Source organism: Flavobacterium sp. OHVDL-2026-0007 (genome assembly GCF_059882335.1).
Map to the genome: position 1 here is coordinate 3,748,179 of NZ_CM187612.1, position 16,932 is coordinate 3,765,110.

Annotated in this window: 16 protein-coding genes; 8 read left to right on the top strand and 8 right to left on the bottom strand. The window is 36.1% G+C overall.

Annotated elements, in window-relative coordinates; all coding sequences use genetic code 11:
• Window position 1: 1 nt before the first annotated feature.
• The 5 genes from rpsB to AC51AA_RS15465 all read right to left on the bottom strand — a co-directional run bounded on the left by rpsB (window position 2) and on the right by AC51AA_RS15465 (window position 3,594).
• A complete protein-coding gene (rpsB, locus tag AC51AA_RS15445) occupies window positions 2–799 on the bottom strand; it encodes a 30S ribosomal protein S2 (RefSeq protein ID WP_500703116.1) in 798 nt (265 codons plus the stop codon).
• 176 nt (window positions 800–975) lie between these two features.
• Complete coding sequence (rpsI, locus tag AC51AA_RS15450; RefSeq protein WP_428230164.1) at window positions 976–1,362, bottom strand: 30S ribosomal protein S9; 387 nt, start codon at window positions 1,360–1,362, stop codon at window positions 976–978.
• Window positions 1,362–1,817 carry a 50S ribosomal protein L13 gene (rplM, locus tag AC51AA_RS15455; RefSeq protein WP_500703117.1) on the bottom strand — a complete coding sequence of 152 codons (456 nt, stop codon included), beginning with the start codon at window positions 1,815–1,817 and terminating at the stop codon, window positions 1,362–1,364. Before rplM ends, rpsI begins: the two co-directional genes overlap by 1 nt.
• Before the next feature lie 191 nt (window positions 1,818–2,008).
• Window positions 2,009–2,821 (bottom strand): ferritin-like domain-containing protein, encoded by an 813-nt coding sequence (locus tag AC51AA_RS15460; protein ID WP_500703118.1) that lies wholly within the window; start codon window positions 2,819–2,821, stop codon window positions 2,009–2,011.
• Between the two features lie 26 nt (window positions 2,822–2,847).
• Window positions 2,848–3,594 (bottom strand): ferritin-like domain-containing protein, encoded by a 747-nt coding sequence (locus AC51AA_RS15465; RefSeq protein ID WP_500703119.1) that lies wholly within the window; start codon window positions 3,592–3,594, stop codon window positions 2,848–2,850.
• A 193-nt stretch (window positions 3,595–3,787) separates the two neighbouring features.
• On the opposite strand from AC51AA_RS15465, the gene AC51AA_RS15470 reads away from it, so the two are divergent.
• Window positions 3,788–4,816, top strand: coding sequence for a LacI family DNA-binding transcriptional regulator (locus AC51AA_RS15470; protein WP_500703120.1), 1,029 nt, complete (start codon window positions 3,788–3,790; stop codon window positions 4,814–4,816).
• Between the two features lie 103 nt (window positions 4,817–4,919).
• Here AC51AA_RS15470 and polA read toward each other — a convergent pair whose 3' ends face one another.
• Window positions 4,920–7,757, bottom strand: a complete 2,838-nt coding sequence (gene polA, locus AC51AA_RS15475) for a DNA polymerase I (RefSeq protein WP_500703121.1) — start codon at window positions 7,755–7,757, stop codon at window positions 4,920–4,922.
• 347 nt (window positions 7,758–8,104) lie between these two features.
• On the opposite strand from polA, the gene AC51AA_RS15480 reads away from it, so the two are divergent.
• From AC51AA_RS15480 to AC51AA_RS15510, 7 genes are all read left to right on the top strand, one after another.
• Window positions 8,105–8,296 carry a hypothetical protein gene (locus AC51AA_RS15480; RefSeq protein ID WP_500703122.1) on the top strand — a complete coding sequence of 64 codons (192 nt, stop codon included), beginning with the start codon at window positions 8,105–8,107 and terminating at the stop codon, window positions 8,294–8,296.
• 49 nt (window positions 8,297–8,345) lie between these two features.
• Entirely contained in the window at window positions 8,346–8,537 is a 192-nt protein-coding gene (locus AC51AA_RS15485) for a hypothetical protein (protein WP_500703123.1), read from the top strand.
• 180 nt (window positions 8,538–8,717) lie between these two features.
• Complete coding sequence (locus tag AC51AA_RS15490) at window positions 8,718–9,392, top strand: response regulator transcription factor (RefSeq protein WP_500703124.1); 675 nt, start codon at window positions 8,718–8,720, stop codon at window positions 9,390–9,392.
• An 11-nt stretch (window positions 9,393–9,403) separates the two neighbouring features.
• Complete coding sequence (locus tag AC51AA_RS15495; RefSeq protein ID WP_500703125.1) at window positions 9,404–10,741, top strand: sensor histidine kinase; 1,338 nt, start codon at window positions 9,404–9,406, stop codon at window positions 10,739–10,741.
• 105 nt (window positions 10,742–10,846) lie between these two features.
• Complete coding sequence (locus AC51AA_RS15500; RefSeq protein ID WP_500703126.1) at window positions 10,847–11,032, top strand: hypothetical protein; 186 nt, start codon at window positions 10,847–10,849, stop codon at window positions 11,030–11,032.
• A 178-nt stretch (window positions 11,033–11,210) separates the two neighbouring features.
• Window positions 11,211–12,446: a metallophosphoesterase gene (locus AC51AA_RS15505; RefSeq protein WP_500703127.1), complete on the top strand. Its 1,236-nt coding sequence runs from the start codon at window positions 11,211–11,213 to the stop codon at window positions 12,444–12,446.
• A gap of 73 nt (window positions 12,447–12,519) precedes the next feature.
• Window positions 12,520–12,822, top strand: coding sequence for a thioredoxin family protein (locus AC51AA_RS15510; RefSeq protein WP_500703128.1), 303 nt, complete (start codon window positions 12,520–12,522; stop codon window positions 12,820–12,822).
• A 28-nt stretch (window positions 12,823–12,850) separates the two neighbouring features.
• Here AC51AA_RS15510 and AC51AA_RS15515 read toward each other — a convergent pair whose 3' ends face one another.
• Together AC51AA_RS15515 and AC51AA_RS15520 are read right to left on the bottom strand one after the other, a co-directional pair.
• Complete coding sequence (locus AC51AA_RS15515) at window positions 12,851–13,492, bottom strand: polysaccharide deacetylase family protein (protein WP_500703129.1); 642 nt, start codon at window positions 13,490–13,492, stop codon at window positions 12,851–12,853.
• A gap of 93 nt (window positions 13,493–13,585) precedes the next feature.
• Window positions 13,586–16,861, bottom strand: coding sequence for a glycosyltransferase family 117 protein (locus AC51AA_RS15520; RefSeq protein ID WP_500703130.1), 3,276 nt, complete (start codon window positions 16,859–16,861; stop codon window positions 13,586–13,588).
• Window positions 16,862–16,932 lie beyond the last annotated feature (71 nt).

A 16,932-nucleotide genomic window follows, 5' to 3' on the forward strand; every position in this document is an offset into this window, starting at 1 on the left:
TTTATTCTTCAGTTGCAGGTGCAGCAGGTGCAGCAGCTTCTACAGCAGGTGCAGCAGCTTCAACAGCAGGAGCAGCTTCTACAGCAGTAGCTTCAGTTTCCTTTTCAGAACCTCTGTCAGAAAGACCTTCGATTACAGCAGCAGTTACTAAAGATAAAATTTTGTCAATTGATTTAGAAGCATCATCATTTGCAGGAATAACGTAATCAACCTCTCTTGGGTCAGAATTCGTATCAACCATTGCGAAAACTGGAATGTTTAATTTTTGTGCTTCTTTTATTGCGATGTGTTCAGCTTTGATATCTACTACGAACAATGCTGCAGGTAGTCTAGACATATCCGCAATTGAACCTAAGTTTTTCTCTAATTTCGCACGTAGACGATCAACTTGCAAACGCTCTTTTTTAGATAACGTCATGAAAGTACCATCTTTCTTCATTTTATCAATAGAAGACATTTTTTTAACTGCCTTTCTGATAGTAACAAAGTTAGTTAGCATTCCACCAGGCCATCTTTCAGTGATGTAAGGCATGTTTGCAGCTTTTGCTTTTTCAGCAACGATGTCTTTTGCTTGTTTTTTGGTAGCTACGAATAAAATTTTTCTACCTGATGCTGCAATTTTTTTCATGGCTTCACTAGCCTCTTCAATTTTTGCTGCAGTTTTATATAGATTGATAATGTGAATACCATTACGCTCCATATAAATGTAAGGAGCCATGTTTGGGTCCCATTTTCTAGTCATGTGTCCAAAGTGAACACCTGCTTCTAGTAAGTCTTTTACTTCTATTTTGTTTGCCATTTTTGTACTAGTTTACGTTCTGTTGATTAGCAATGTATAAATGGCGGTTTCCCTGGCTTTATACATTTAGATGCTAAACTATTTCCTACCTCGGTAGGAGAGCAACAACAACTGTGTTTTTTAATTTCAATAAATAATTGAGTATGCCTTGTCCAAATTGAACAAGACAGGTAATATTAACGTTTAGAGAATTGGAATCTCTTACGAGCTTTCTTCTGACCGAATTTCTTACGTTCAACCATTCTTGGATCTCTTGTTAATAAACCTTCTGGTTTCAAGATAGCTCTGTTTTCAGCATTTACTTCACACATAACACGTGCTAATGCCATTCTTACAGCTTCTGCTTGACCAGTTGAACCACCTCCGTAAACGTTTACTTTAACATCAAAGTTAGTTACATTTTCTGTCATAGACATTGGTTGTAAAACTTTGTATTGTAAAGTTGCAGTTGGAAAGTAAGTTGCGAATTCTTTTTTGTTTACAGTGATTTTACCTGTTCCTTCAGAAACATATACACGTGCAACAGCGGTTTTTCTTCTACCGATTTTGTGAATAACTCCCATTACTTAAGATCGTTTAGGTTAACAGTTCTAGGTTTTTGAGCTCCTTGTTTGTGCTCAGATCCTACAACAACATTTAGATTTCTAAAAAGTTCAGCTCCTAATTTGTTTTTAGGTAACATTCCTTTTACAGCTTTTTCTACTAATAATGCAGGGTTTTTAGATTGCAATACTTTAGCAGTTAAAGTTCTTTGTCCTCCTGGGTAACCTGTATGACGCATGTAAATTTTGTCATTCATTTTTGTACCTGTAAGGTTAATTTTTTCTGAGTTGATAACAATTACGTTATCTCCACAGTCAACGTGCGGTGTGTAACTTGGTTTGTACTTACCTCTTAAGATCATAGCAACCTTTGAAGCAAGACGACCTAAGTTATGACCTTCAGCGTCTACTACAATCCACTCTTTAGTAATAGTGGTTTTGTTAGCTGAAACTGTTTTGTAGCTTAATGCGTCCATAATATTATTTTAATTAAACATTCCATCCCCAATAAAGGGGATGCAAAAGTACAATTAATTATTTTAAAACCAAATACCTGAAAAGATTATTTTATATGCTGAAAATCAGGGGGTCCCTTTTTTATTTAAAAGAATAAAAAAAATCCCCATCACAATAACGCGAAGGGGACTCTCTTTTGGCTGTTGTTTTGTTAAACAATAAACAAATTAGCGATGTCTACAACTTGTTGTGTGTTTAATGGTTCGTCATAAGCTTCTGATCCAGCGGCAGCTCCAAATAAGCTGGAAGTGTTGTATCCGGCTTGCATGGTGACACCCTCACCATCGTAGACGGCTTGTGTTGCGGCGGGCATTCCGGCACCTCTTTCGTTATTAGAAATCCATCCTTTTAGTCCGCGAAGTCTTCTTACCTCAGAAGCATGACGTGCTTCTACAGAATGAATTTGTAGCGCAGCGGTCAATAAGTCGGGTGTGCTCATTAAGTTTGCTGCCTGACCCTTGTAAGCTCTAACACCTGTATCTTCGAAGGCTTGTGCTAGTGCTAAAAAGGTGGGATAGTCGTTAAAAGGATCAAATGCACCTCCCACAGTAAAGTCAAAAGTGGGTTTGGGAACAAAGTTAGCGCTCATGGTACCGCCTAAGCCTGCTATTAAAAAAGTAACGTGATCGGCTTCGTGTGCTGCTATTTGTTGAAAAACTTTTAAATCACGGCCGCCATTCTCTAAGGCCGGAATGACCCCAGAATCTAAAGCCATGGCGTAAAATTCTTTTTCAAGGTATTCTAAGGTCAAGGCAAATTGCAAAGCGCCTATAGGTGTGGCTGGTGTAGCGGTGATGTCTTTGGCTAATGCTTTGTTGGCAAAGGTGGATAGTCCAAAAGGAATGGAGGCTAGGGCTAAATTTTTCCCAATGTTTCCAAACTGATTAAAACTTTCTCTTCGAGAACCGGTGCTTCTCATTAGGCTATCATCGGTAAAGGTTTCTATAAATTTTAAAATATTCATAATTTCTAAGTTTTAACTGGTTAGGATTAAGGTAAGTATTGGGCAGTGAATTTGGTGGTGATAAAGCCTCCAGCGACAGCTAGAATTTTTGAGGGGTCTTTGGCGACATCTAATCCGGTGGATGCGCTTACAATATCATCGCCCGCAAAGTCACTTGAATTGGGGTTAATTAAGCTCCTAATAGCGGAAGCGTGTCTGGCTTCTACGGACACAATTTTCCCAGCTAATAATAAGTAGTCTGGGCTTTTAAGTAATTTTCCAGCGCCATTATATGCCGCCACTCCGGTGTCCTCTAATGCTTTTGAAGTAGCCAAAACTTCGTTGCGGCTATTGAAATTCATAGCGCCATAGTTAAAAGCTAAGGAGGGTAGTAGTTGTGAGTTGGGGTCAGGAAGTGCTCCGGTTAAGGCCGCTTTGAAAAAATCTCTGTGAATGACTTCGTGATGATATAAGTCAGTTAAAACCTGACGTTCGATATCGTTAAAAATAGCATTAAAGTTGGATGCATTAACCACTTTAGTGTAAAAGTCTGCTTCTAATTGTTCCAGGGCGTATGCATAGGTGAGTACGCCAAAATCTCCAGATCCTAAGTCGAATACACCATTTCGGATTCCAGGTAAGCTATTGTCTGGCATATCATCGTCATTATCATTATCACTGCAACCAGCCATAACCAAACCAGCTGTTACCAATGTTAAACCGCTGAGCTTAAGAAAGCTCCTTCTGTTATTCAATGAAGGATCAACTTCATGAATTTTAACTTCGTTTTTCATAATCTAGTTCTTTATAAAGGTTAATAACATGTATTAAGGTATTAACGAAATTTTAGGACTTACGGTTTTAAAAAATGGTGTCTTTTATTTGTATTTTAAAAATTGGGTTGTAATTTGAAATAGGATTGCGTGTTTTTTGTTTTAATTTCAGTAATTCTAGTATATTTGTATTAATTACATAAATTATTTTTAAATGAAAGCTAAAGCAACTCTAAAACAAATTGCGAAAGAACTAGGTGTTTCTGTATCGACAGTTTCGAAGGCATTGAATGATAGCCCTGAAATTAGTGAGCAAACGAAGGTGAAGATTAAGGAGTATGCCAAACTCAAAAATTATAAACCAAACGTTATTGGTCTGAATCTGAAGAATCGTAAAACCAAAACAATTGGAGTAATTATACCGAATATATTAAATTCCTTTTTTGCTAAGGTTTTTAGTGGTATCGAAAAAGTAGCCGATAAAAAAGGATATAATGTAATTACGTGTATTTCTAATGAATCTTTAGAGAAAGAAATTCATACCCTTGAAATGTTGAGCAATGGAACCATTGACGGATTTATTCTTTCGGTTTCTGAAGAAGCGCAGCAATTACAAGATTATAGCCATTTTTCTGCTATTATTAATGACGGAACGCCAATTGTCATGTTTGATCGTATTGCGGATGAAGTGGAATGTGATAAAGTAGTAGTAGATGATTTTGATTCGGCTTTAAACTCCACACAGCATTTGATCAATTTAGGATGCAAGCACATAGCTTTGATTTCTTCAGTAGATAATTTAAGTGTTGGGAAATTAAGAGCGGATGGTTATTTAAAAGCGTTGGCAGATAATAATATTGTTGTAAATGAGAATATTATTCTTCGTACGAATTCTGAAGCGGAAATGAAGAAAAAAATCGAAGGAATTTTTGATCATAAGATTGATGCTATTTTTGCCTTGGATGAAAATGATTCAGTAGCCGCTTTACGAGCTAGTTTGAAAAATGGATATAAAGTACCAGAAGATATTTCGATTATTGGTTTTGCCGATGGAATTTTAGCCTCTAGACGTTTGTCACCAAGTTTGACCACAGTGAGTCAACACGGAATAGAAATTGGAGAAGTGGCAGCAAAACGTTTGATCAAACGATTAGAAGAAAAAGAGGGAGAAACCTCCGATTATGAAACCATCGTTATCAAAACAAAATTGAAAGAACGAGAGTCTACCAGAAAATCTAAATAACAAAAAAAGTCTATTCATGCGAATAGACTTTTTTTTTACTTCTTTTTTTGTAAGACACCCTTGCGGGTGTTCTTTGTATTCTTTAAGAAAATGGTGGTTAGTATTAATGCGCTTCCAACCAATTTTGACCCATACCTAATTCTACATCCAAAGGAACAGCCATTATAAAGGCATTCTCCATTTCGTGTTTGATCATCGGTTGAATTTTCTCTAGCTCATCGTTGTGTACATCAAACACAAGCTCATCATGAACTTGAAGCAGCATTTTTGATTTCCAGTTTTCTTCTTTTAATTTTTTATGGATGTTGATCATGGCAATTTTAATCACATCGGCAGCACTTCCTTGAATAGGGGCGTTTACAGCATTTCGCTCGGCCGCACTACGTACCACAGCATTGGCGGAGTTGATGTCTTTTAAATAACGACGACGACCTAAAATCGTTTGCACATAACCTTTTTCGCGTGCGAATTCTATTTGTTCTTGTATAAATGATTTAAGTCTTGGATACGTTTTGTAATAGGCTTCAATCAAAGCAGCACTTTCGCTACGAGATAAAGAGGTTTGATTACTTAATCCAAAAGCGGATACACCGTATATAATTCCAAAGTTTACTGTTTTGGCGTTACTTCTCTGTTCGCGTGTGACTTCTTCTAAAGGAACATCAAAAACTTTAGCGGCTGTTGCTTTGTGAATGTCTTCTTTGTTTTGGAAAGCTTTAATCATATTTTCTTCCCCACTTAAAGCGGCAATTATTCTCAATTCAATTTGAGAGTAATCCGCAGAAATCAGGGTGTGATTTTCATCGCGAGCTACAAATGCTTTACGAATCTGGCGACCTCTTTCGGTACGAATGGGAATGTTCTGTAAATTGGGATTGTTCGAGCTCAAACGACCAGTGGCAGCAACAGTTTGCATATAATCGGTATGAACACGCAGGGTCTTTTTGTCTACTTGTTCTGGTAAGGCTAGAATATAAGTACTTTGAAGCTTAACCATTTGACGCCAATCCAGGATTTCTTTTACGATGGGATTATCATTGGCCAAATAGGTCAGTACTTCTTCTCCAGTAGCGTATTGTCCTGTTTTGGTTTTCTTTTGTTTGGCTCCGCCAATTTTCATTTTGTCAAATAAGATGTCACCTAGTTGTTTTGGAGAGGCTAAATTGAACTTCTCTCCAGCAGTCTCGTATATTTTTTGTTCTAAGGCTTTAATCTCAATATCCATTTCTTTAGACATGGTATTTAGAAAGTCCACATCTAAACGGATTCCTTCTGTTTCCATGGCTGCTAAAACGCTCACAAGCGGGATTTCGATTTCATCAAACAACTTTTTCGTTTCGGTTTTGTCTAATTCCGTGGTGAAAATTTCTTTTAATTGTAAAGTTACATCAGCATCTTCGACGGCGTATTCTTTGATTTCCTCAAGGGCTACATCACGCATCGTGATTTGATTCTTTCCTTTTTTACCAATCAAATCTTCAATAGGTTTTGGCGCATATTTTAAATAGGTTTCCGATAAGATATCCATATTGTGACGCATATCTGGATTGATCAAATAATGCGCAATCATGGTATCGAAAAGTTTTCCTTTTACAGTAACGCCATAGTTGGCAAGAATCTTCAAATCGTATTTTAAATTCTGACCGACTTTTTCAATGTTTTCATTCTCAAAAAAGGGAATGAATTTAGTCATTAGCAATTGCGCTTCTTCTTGATTTTCTGGGAAGGGTACAAAGAAACCTTTTCCTTTTTCATAAGAAAAGGCAATACCTACTAATTCAGCATGCAAAGCATCTAAACCGGTGGTTTCCGTGTCAAAACAAACAGAAGTTTGCTTTTGTAAATTTCCCAAAAGCAGTTTTATTCCTAAGTCACCTTGAATGGCTTGGTAGGAGTGAGGCGTGTTTTCAAGTGCACTATAGAAAGACGTTTTGGTTGCTTCTGGATTTTCATCGCTGCTTCCACCTCCAAAAAGATCAAATTGATCATCGTTTTTGGGTTGCGGTTTTTTGTACAATTTGGCATCCGATGCTGTTGAAGCAGCTGGAGTGCTATCGGTTTTAAATAAATTATCAAACTGTTCTGCCATTCTTCTGAATTCTAATTCATTAAAAATAGCATCGGTTTTTTCGATATCAGGACGAGTTAATTCATAATCCGTTTCGTTAAAGGTTACTGGGCAGTCCAAAAGAATGGTTGCTAAGGTTTTAGAGAGTAATCCTTTTTCTTTATTGGCTTCGATATTCTCTTTCATTTTTCCTTTTAGCTTATCGGTATTGGCTAAAAGATTTTCCATGCTGCCATATTCTTTTAAAAGTTTTTTGGCGGTTACTTCTCCAACTCCAGGAAGTCCAGGGATATTATCGGCTGCATCCCCCATCATACCCAGAAAATCAATTACTTGTTCTGGGCGTTCAATTTCAAATTTAGCCAATACCTCAGGAACTCCCCAAATTTCGATTCCGTTACCCATACGAGCAGGTTTGTACATGAAGATGTTTTCTGAGACCAATTGGGCAAAATCCTTATCAGGAGTGACCATGAAAACCTGGTAGTTTTCTTTCTCAGCTTGTTTGGCAATGGTACCTATTAAATCATCGGCTTCAAAGCCCGAGACTTCTATAATAGGAATGTGCATGGCCTTTAATAATTCTTGTATATAAGGTACAGCTATTTTGATGGCTTCTGGTGTTACATCGCGATTGGCTTTGTATTCAGGAAATATGTCGTTGCGCAGTTGGCTGCCGCCTTTATCAAAAGCAACGGCTAAATGATCTGGTTTTTCACGTTTAATAACATCTAATAGCGAATTCATAAAACCCATGATGGCTGATGTATCCATTCCTTTAGAGTTGATTCTAGGGTTTTTTATGAAGGCATAATAACCACGAAAAATTAAGGCATATGCATCGAGAAGAAAAAGACGTTTTTGAGTTGACATAAAAAAAATATTAGTCTGTAAAAATAATCAATTGGGTTTTAAAAATGATTCGGTTCTCAAAAATAAACGCAAATTTAAAGTGAGCTGTTTTTTTAGTAGGGAAGTAAAATAAGTTCATTGAAGTAGAGTAGTGAGAGTGTGCCTCTTTGTTGGGCCTTGAGATAAGATGAGCTATAATGATGGGAGGGTTTAGTGTTTTTTATGTAAGTCGTAAAGAGCCTTTTAGGGGGTTATTGTTAAGGAGGAGTTAAATTTTTGGAACAGGGGAGTATCTTCATCTTGTCTTCATATTACAGGGGTACATTTGATCTATAAAATAAGAGGTATTAATTAAAATAGTAGAAATCATGAGAAATTTGTTAATGTTATTAGTAGCAGTTTTGGGAACTACAGCAATGGTAAATGCCCAAACCACTCCAACTTCAGCCACTGCGGTAAAAGAAGTAAAAGCAACCAAACACCCGAAACACAAAATGGTTAAAAAAATGAAAGCAGAAAAAAATGTAGCTCCGAAAGCGGAAGCTGCTCCAATGAAATAGTTAGAAAATAGGATATAAATAAAAGGTTATTAATTTAAATTATCAAGTCATGAAAAATGTAGTAATGTTACTAGTAGCAGTTTTAGGGACAAGTGTAATGGTAAGTGCAGCTCCAGTTCCCGTAAAAGCAACCCCTGCAAAAGAACTTAGAGTAAAACATCCGAGACACAAAGCGGTTAAAAAAGCCAAAGAAGAAAAAAGTGCCACTTCTAAAACAGAGGCAGCTAATGTGAAAAAATAAAAATTATTTTTGTTTTGTTTTTTGACGTAATGGAAAACAAGAATGGTTATTATGCAAATGTTGACAAAGGAAAGCTGGTAAAGAAATTTATCAGCTTTTTTTGATTTGTTAATTTTTTTAGTAATCGCTAACGTGACTTTTTATAATTGCTTAAATTTAGGAGCACTAAAATCCTGAGGTATGAACATTTTGATTGTGGAAGATAATAAAGAACTCGCTGTAGAAGTTTTTGATTTTTTGTGTAATGCGGGGTATGTATGTAAAATAGCGCATAATTGCAACGATGCTCTTGAAGAAGTCAGTAGTAATGATTATGATGCAATGTTGTTGGATCTTGGCTTGCCGGACGGAGATGGTTTTGAAGTATTGAAAGCGGTTCGTAAAACAAAATCGAAAATGGCTGTGATCATCATTACAGCTCGTGGGGAATTAGACGATAGAATAAATGGTTTGGATTTAGGAGCGGATGATTATTTGACAAAACCTTTTGCTTTAACAGAACTTAGTGCGCGATTGTTTGCTGTCATTCGAAGAATGCACGGATTTACAGTAAATGATTTAGTGGTTCATGGGTTTATATTACAATTGCAAGACTACAAAGTGCATTATAATGAGATTCCGATTAATTTAACCAAGAAAGAGTTTGATATTTTTCAGTATTTGGTACTGAATAAAAACCGAGTCATTACCCGATTGCAATTGACCGAGCATATTTGGGGAGATATTCTTGAGGTGAATTCAGATTCGAATTTTATTGATGTGCACGTTCGCAATCTTCGAAAAAAACTAGATAAACATACTGATATTAGTTGGTTTGAAACGGTTCGGAATGTGGGTTATCGTATTAATGAATAAATAAAAGCAGCGTGAAGATAAAGCATCAATTGGCTATTTTTAATGCACTGACACGATTGTTGGTGATTTTAATTTTGTGGTTGATGTTGCCTATTTTGGTTCAAAATGTGGTGTACAGGCACATTAATAATGGACTGCTGGAAAAAAAGAAAAAATTCATCGATCACTTGGATCGAAAGGAAATCAATGAATTTATTGAAAATTCAGCTGATTCTACGGAGACCTATTCACAATTTTCCTCATTGCACAGTGAGTTTTTAGTGCTTTCAAGAGCGGCCATTAGACCCCAACAAAAAAAAGCAGTATTTAGTAATGAGTTGCGTAATATCGAGGGGGAAGAAAATGAGTATCGGATTTTGGAGTATTATTTTACTTTTGAAAATCAAGGTTATCAACTAGAAATAGGCAGTAGTCTGAGCGAGGTAAATGATCTGACCTTTATTATTCGATTTTTTATTATCATCGTTTTTGTGGTCATACTGTTGATCACTTTTTTAGCCGATACGGTGTATATAGAATATTTACTCAAACCTTTTTATAAAATTATCGATACTAAAATTCGGCGTGTCAATGAGCCAGAGGCTTTTGATCACACACCGATTAAGGCTTGGTCACAGGATTTTAGAGAGCTTGATTTTGTATTGAATCAGATGATGGATCGAATTGCGGAGCTTTTTAAAAAAGAAAAGCAGTTCATATCGAACGTTTCACACGAACTACTGACCCCCATTGCCCTACTGAAAAATAAATTTGAAAATTTACTACAGAACGATTCTTTGAACGATAGTGCAGTGGATAAAATTGCCAGTTCGCTTAAGACTTTAGATATGCTCAAGAAAATCATCAATAACCTATTGTTGATTTCTAGAATTGAAAACAATCAGTATCAGGCTAATGAGGATGTCGATTTTCGAGAAATCGTGACGGATCTGCAAGTGGATCTCCAAGATCGAATCGACGACAAAGAAATTCAGTTGATCAATCAAATGCAGCATGATTTGATTTTCAAAGGGAATAAAACACTGCTTCATATATTGATTTATAATTTGGTGATCAACGCCATAAAATACAACAAGCAAAAAGGGGAGATTATGGTTGCGGATGGGTTTATGGAGGAACATTATTTTATCTCCATAACCGATTCGGGTATCGGTATGGACGCCTGGCAACTAGAACGTATATTTAGTAGATTCGCTAGAATTAGTTCGGATCAGGATGGTCAAGGCCTGGGGCTTGCTATAGCCAAGAGCATTGCTTCTTTTCATCATATTGAAATCAGTGTGACTTCGCAGATCCATCAAGGGACTAGCTTTACACTTTTGTTGCCTGGGTTTGTAAAAAACAATTAATTGTTAATTTCATTTCAGTGGTTCGTTCTTCATTTGATCTTCATTTAGCCCCTATATCTTTGAGGTGAAATAAAGAAAATAGTAACAATCATAAAAAGAACAATCATGAAAAAATTAGTTATGTTGGCAGTAGCCGTTTTAGGAACTACAGCTATGGTAAATGCACAAAACACTCCAGCTCAGTCTACTCCAGTTAAAGAAGCCAAAGTGGCAAAAAAAGACAAAAAAACAGATAAAGCAGCTAAGAAAGTAGCCATGGTGAAACCAGAGGTTGCCAAGGTTAAAAAATAAGACAACAGCAGTTTTTTTATAAACTATATAGTTGGTTATAAAGGATTTTGAAAAATTGGATAGTGAAAAAAGCTGAGAGAGAAATCGATCAGCTTTTTGTGCTTATTTGAGTTAAATTTTTGATAATAAAAAGCTTTAGAATTTTCATTCTTTGTTACTTTGCCTAAAACTATACGTAATGATCATCCGTTTTGTAATTCTTTGTGCTCTTTTTTTATTTATTGAGTTCTATTCCTATCAAGCCATTCGTGCCTTAATTAAAATGAGATGGGCTTTGATCAGTTATCAACTCATTAGCTTATTGCTTCTGGTTTTTATTGTATACTCTTTTACGCTTTTTGATCGTTCAGTGGGACAGACCAAGCAAACCATGTTTACGATGGGCTTGATGTTGCTGGTGTATGTGCCAAAAATTGTGATTACTCTTGTTTTACTCGGGGAAGATGTATTTAGGTTAGGAGCTGGGGCGGTGAATTATTTTATAGATAATGCCAATACTACCTCTGTGATTCCTTCCAGAAGAAAATTTGTTAGCCAGCTCGGTTTAGGTTTGGCGGCTGTACCTTTTTTATCTTTGATTTATGGTATTTTTGAAGGAAAATATAACTTTAAAGTGATCAAGCAAACGGTGTTTTTTCCTGATTTGCCAGAGGCCTTTGACGGCTTTAAAATTACGCAAATCTCCGATGTTCACAGTGGGAGTTTTGATAATCATGAAAAGATAAACTATGCCATTGATCTGATTAATGAACAAGAGTCCGATATGATTTTGTTTACAGGGGATATTGTCAATACGCACGCTAAAGAGATGCATCCTTGGTTGGAAACATTCAATAGAATGAAAGACTACAAATACGGGAAATTTTCAGTGCTAGGAAATCACGATTATGGGGAGTATGTTACTTGGCCATCGGAACAAGAAAAAGAGGAAAATTTCCAAGGGATCAAAAATCTTTACGGTCAAATAGGGTTTAAATTGCTATTAAATGAGCATATTTACATTCAAAAGGGAGAAGATAAGATTGCCTTAATTGGAGTTGAAAATTGGGGTAATAACTTTAAAAAAGCGGGAGACTTAAATAAGGCATCACAACACGTCGATCAGAAGGACTTTAAAGTTTTAATGAGTCATGATCCTAGTCATTGGGAGTATGAAATAAAAAACCATCCTAAAAACTTTCACTTAACCTTATGTGGACATACGCATGGTATGCAGTTCGGAATTGAAATTCCGGGTTATTTTAAGTGGAGTTTGGCACAATATGTGTACAAACAATGGGCTGGATTGTATGAAAATGTGGGCCGCTATGTTTATGTTAACCGTGGCTTTGGTTTTCATGCTTATCCTGGGAGAGTAGGTATTATGCCTGAAATAACAGTCATTGAACTAAAAAAAGGTAAGCATGTGGCTTAATTCGTTAAAAATGCTACATTTGTAGAATATTTATCTCTTTTTAGTAGATTTAAAAATTTAATTTTTTGGTTTTATGTCAAAATTTGGAGAACTAATAAATGCTCAAGTTCCTGTGTTAATTGATTTTTACACAGATTGGAACGAATCGTCAATTTCTATGCATCCTGTTATTAAGGATGTTGCTGCTGCGCTTGGTGATAAAGCCAAAGTCATCAAAATTGATGTGGATAAAAATCAAGAACTAGCAGAAGCCTTACGTATAAAAGGACTTCCTACGTTGATGATTTATAAAGAGGGACAAATGATTTGGAGACAATCAGGTGAACTGGACGCCAATACCATTATTGGAATCGTTCAGGAGCAATTTGGTCTTTAATATATAACAATGCTCCTGTTTTTTGATGTTATTTCGTGATGATATCAAAAGTAAATCCATTTTCTTTTAAAAAGCGAAGGGTCTTAGGTAACGCAAACTTTAAGTTTTGCGATGCTTTCACGCTGTCATGAAATACAATTACACTTCCTGATTTTACATTTTTAGTGACGTTTTCAAGACATTTCTCAGGCGTAATATTCTGATCAAAGTCTGCGCTTAAAACATCCCACATTATTATTTTATAACCTAAATTTCTCAGAATTTTGGATTGCTCCTTTTTAATTTTTCCGTAAGGAGGACGAAATAATAAGATGTCCGATATTTTTTCTTCTGCTAGTATAGCAGCACAGCTTTTTACATTTTCAATATAATCCGTGGTTTGGCTTTTCCATCCATTGACATGGTTCATGGTATGATTTCCTATGGAGTGTCCTTCGGTTATGAGCTTTTCGAATAATGATAAATTGGCCTTAATGTTTTTTCCAATGCAAAAAAAGGTTGCTTTGGCATCAAATTTTTTCAATTCAGTTAAAACCCAATCCGTAATTTCTGGAGTAGGGCCATCATCAAACGTGAGGTATATTTTCTTTTCGTTGTTGGGGATGTCCCAGCAATATTTAGAAAACACCGTTTTAATGAAGGAATTCGTTTTTACCCAATAAAAGCTCATCTGGATGATTCTTTAGTGATAGGTAAAATTAAAAAATGCAGCGCTATTTATCAAATAGGGCTGCATTTTTTTAATAACTATATTTTTCGTATATTATTCTTTCTCTCTTCCGAAACGCTCGAAAACATTAACGTAAGTGTTGAAGGTCACTTTGTGATTGTTGTAAAAGCTTTGATCGTGCATTTGCATCACTTTTAATAGACTTCTGTAGCGTTCGATATCGGTAATAATATCCATAGCCAAGTCTGTTTGATCTGCCGGGGTTAAAGTAGCGTAATAGTTAAGTTCTTCTTTGTATTTTTGAACCAACTTATTGAGTAATTCACGCGCTTTTGCTGGCTCTCCAACTTTATAATAGCCATCGGTAAAAGGTTCTACTAGTGAATAGTAACCATACTTGTCCAATGGCATTTTGGTGATCGCTAAATTGATGACATTTTTAGCTTTGGCTATTTTGCCTTCAGCGATTAGCTGATTCATCAAACGAGATAGGTTAGTACGGTATGTAATACTGTTTCTTCTGGTTTCAGGATCGTGATAAATATTTCCGTTACTATTACCCCAATCCCAGGCCATCACGATGCTGTACATTTTGTCTGCATCAATTTGTCCCATATCCATTGGTCCGCCATCTTTCGAAGGAGTGTTTCTAATGGGTACTAATTTGTAAACCATTCCATCTAATTGCAAGTAATCTTTTAACCACAAATAGTCTTCGTCATCAAAAGCACCTCCGCTAAAGTACATAGGTCTTTTCCAATTGTTGTTGGCTAAGATGTCCAGCATCATCAAACGATTTTTGTAAATGGCGTTTCCTTTAATGTCAATGTCCATATAAGGTACTATAGAGTCATTGTATTTTGGATTGACTACTTTGTTTTGGATAATGGTGTTTTTGTCAATAGGAATCCTGATTTTGTTAGTTGGATAAAAATGAATGGTTTGTCCATTGTTCATTTCCACTGTTGATTTTGGATTTTTGATAAAACTAAGAAGATCTTTAATGTCCCAGCGTGTTTTTATTTTTGGGATGTATGCTACATAGTCGAGTTTATCCCCCACATATTCGTCGTGTGTAAAAGAAATGGGTAGCGGATCAGATTCATAAGCCTTAGACTTCATTTGGTCAATATACCAATCGGTCATGAACAAGCTAGTGTTGACGATTTTAACGTCAGTTCTGATGTTTTCAATCTCTTGTGCATACCATAATGGGAAGGTATCGTTGTCCCCAATGGTAAATAAAATAGCATTTTTGTCACAAGAATTCAAATAAGCTTTAGCCATTGCTACGGCTGTGTATTTGTCAGATCGGTCGTGGTCGTCCCAGTTTTGAGAAGCCATTAATACAGGAGCAGCCAATAGAGATGCCGCTATGACAATAGGTCCGGCAAGTTTAGGGGTAATGTATTTTTGGATGCTTTCGTATATAGAGTACACTCCAAAGCCGATCCAAATGGCAAAGACATAGAAGGATCCTACAAGGGCGTAATCTCTTTCACGAGGTTCAAAAGGTCTTTCGTTTAGGTATATTTTCAGGGCTATTCCTGTAAAAAGGAACAGTGCTAAAAGGACATAAAAGCTTTTAAGGTCTTTGTTGGCATGGTACATTATTCCAATAAGTCCTAAGATGAAAGGTAAGAAATAATAAGCATTTCTACCTTTGTTGTTTAGAACATCTGAAGGTAAGTTGTCTTGAGAACCTAGGTGTAAAGAGTCAAGGGCTTTGATTCCGCTGATCCAGTTTCCGTCTAAATTGTCATATTTTCCTTGAACATCATTTTGGCGACCCACAAAATTCCACATCAAATATCTCCAATACATATAACCGAATTGGAATTGGAACATATAGCTGAAATTGTCAACAGTGCTTGGTTTTTCGATGATTAAATAATCACCATAACTCTTTAGGAATTTTACGTAACCTTCGTTGTCGATTTGTTTTTGAGCGTAGGCTTTTTTGAATTCAGAAATGGTTTTTTCCACCTCGTTGCGCAATTGTGCAGTGGCTCTATTGTATTCGTCTTCGCTTAATTGACTAGGGTCAATGCCGTATTTTCCTAAGTCTTGCTCGTAATCGTAATTTGGGTTTATTCTGAAATGTGGAGGGTTTGTAAAACTAATGTAGTTTTGAATGTGTCCAGTTTCGGTACTCCACATTCTAGGTAAAAACGCTTTTTGATTGTCGTCTGAGTTTTGACTAGCGTTTTTATAGTTGTTGGTAATGATGTATTTACCTGTTTTATAATCTCTTTCGTAGTTTGGTTTTTTGTCTAAATAGGGTGTTTTTGAATCCAATCCTGCGAAAACTTCAGTGTATTGAGGACCGTAAAACAATGGGTTTACACCATACTGTTCACGATTATAATAAGCGAGAACTTCAATAGCATCGGAAGGTTTGTTTTCGTTGATTACTGTATTAGCGTTAGCACGAACAGGTAGCATCATCCAAGTTGAGAAACCAATGAAGATAAATAAGATACAAAGAATAATTGTGTTGTAGAAAATTAATCCTTTTTGTTTGGTGTATTTTAATCCAAAATAAAAGAAAGCAATCAGTACTAAAGCCACAAATATGGTTCCTGAATTAAAAGGAAGTCCCATGCTGTTTACCATAAATATTTCCGTTTTACCAAAGAAAGCCATGGTTAATGGTAATAGTAAGATGAAAATAAATAACAAAACTCCAATTACGACCAAATTGGCGATAATAAAGTTTTTGATGGTAACGGTTTGGTAGTGTTTAAAGTAATATAGAAAGCCTATAGAGGGGATGGTCAATAGTGCCATGAAGTGAACTCCAAAAGAAAGTCCTACTACTAGGGAGATGATTAATAACCATTTGTTTCCTTTTGGTTGGTCCATGTCTTGTTCCCAACGTAGTCCAAGCCAGAAAAGCAAGGCGATCAAAAGGGAGGCCATGGCGTAAACTTCTGCTTCAACAGCATTAAACCAAAAACTATCAGAGAAGGTATAAGCGAGAGCTCCTACAAAAGAACTTCCTAGAATAGCCACTGAATTGTTTTGATCAATTGGAGCAAAACGTGCTACTATTTTTTTTAAGATCATCGAAGAAGACCAAAACATAAATAAAATAGTAAAGGCGCTTGAGAAAACAGACATCATATTAACCATTAAAGCTACATGCTGGTTGTCTGTGGCAAACATGGCAAAGAAGGCGCCCATCATTTGGTATAAAGGTGCTCCTGGTGGGTGTCCGACTTCTAGTTTAGCCGCTGTAGCGATATACTCGCCACAATCCCAAAAGCTCATAGTAGGTTCGACGGTTAAGGTGTAGGTGATTAAAGCGATTGCAAATGCAAACCAACCAATAATTGTATTCCATTTATTGAAATTGAATTGTGCCATATTTAGGTGTTAAAATTTTGATTGTTTTCTATCCTACAAAGAAAATGTTTTTTTGTTTAAAGAAACGAGCA

Coding starts and splice junctions, on each gene's coding strand:
- AC51AA_RS15470 (WP_500703120.1), top strand. CDS start 3,788: ATGAAAGCTAAAGCAACTCTAAAACAAATTGCGAAAGAACTAGGTGTT.
- AC51AA_RS15460 (WP_500703118.1), bottom strand. CDS start 2,821: ATGAATATTTTAAAATTTATAGAAACCTTTACCGATGATAGCCTAATG.
- rplM (WP_500703117.1), bottom strand. CDS start 1,817: ATGGACGCATTAAGCTACAAAACAGTTTCAGCTAACAAAACCACTATT.
- AC51AA_RS15510 (WP_500703128.1), top strand. CDS start 12,520: ATGTCAAAATTTGGAGAACTAATAAATGCTCAAGTTCCTGTGTTAATT.
- rpsB (WP_500703116.1), bottom strand. CDS start 799: ATGGCAAACAAAATAGAAGTAAAAGACTTACTAGAAGCAGGTGTTCAC.
- AC51AA_RS15465 (WP_500703119.1), bottom strand. CDS start 3,594: ATGAAAAACGAAGTTAAAATTCATGAAGTTGATCCTTCATTGAATAAC.
- AC51AA_RS15490 (WP_500703124.1), top strand. CDS start 8,718: ATGAACATTTTGATTGTGGAAGATAATAAAGAACTCGCTGTAGAAGTT.
- AC51AA_RS15505 (WP_500703127.1), top strand. CDS start 11,211: ATGATCATCCGTTTTGTAATTCTTTGTGCTCTTTTTTTATTTATTGAG.
- polA (WP_500703121.1), bottom strand. CDS start 7,757: ATGTCAACTCAAAAACGTCTTTTTCTTCTCGATGCATATGCCTTAATT.
- AC51AA_RS15485 (WP_500703123.1), top strand. CDS start 8,346: ATGAAAAATGTAGTAATGTTACTAGTAGCAGTTTTAGGGACAAGTGTA.
- AC51AA_RS15480 (WP_500703122.1), top strand. CDS start 8,105: ATGAGAAATTTGTTAATGTTATTAGTAGCAGTTTTGGGAACTACAGCA.
- AC51AA_RS15515 (WP_500703129.1), bottom strand. CDS start 13,492: ATGAGCTTTTATTGGGTAAAAACGAATTCCTTCATTAAAACGGTGTTT.
- rpsI (WP_428230164.1), bottom strand. CDS start 1,362: ATGGGAGTTATTCACAAAATCGGTAGAAGAAAAACCGCTGTTGCACGT.
- AC51AA_RS15500 (WP_500703126.1), top strand. CDS start 10,847: ATGAAAAAATTAGTTATGTTGGCAGTAGCCGTTTTAGGAACTACAGCT.
- AC51AA_RS15520 (WP_500703130.1), bottom strand. CDS start 16,861: ATGGCACAATTCAATTTCAATAAATGGAATACAATTATTGGTTGGTTT.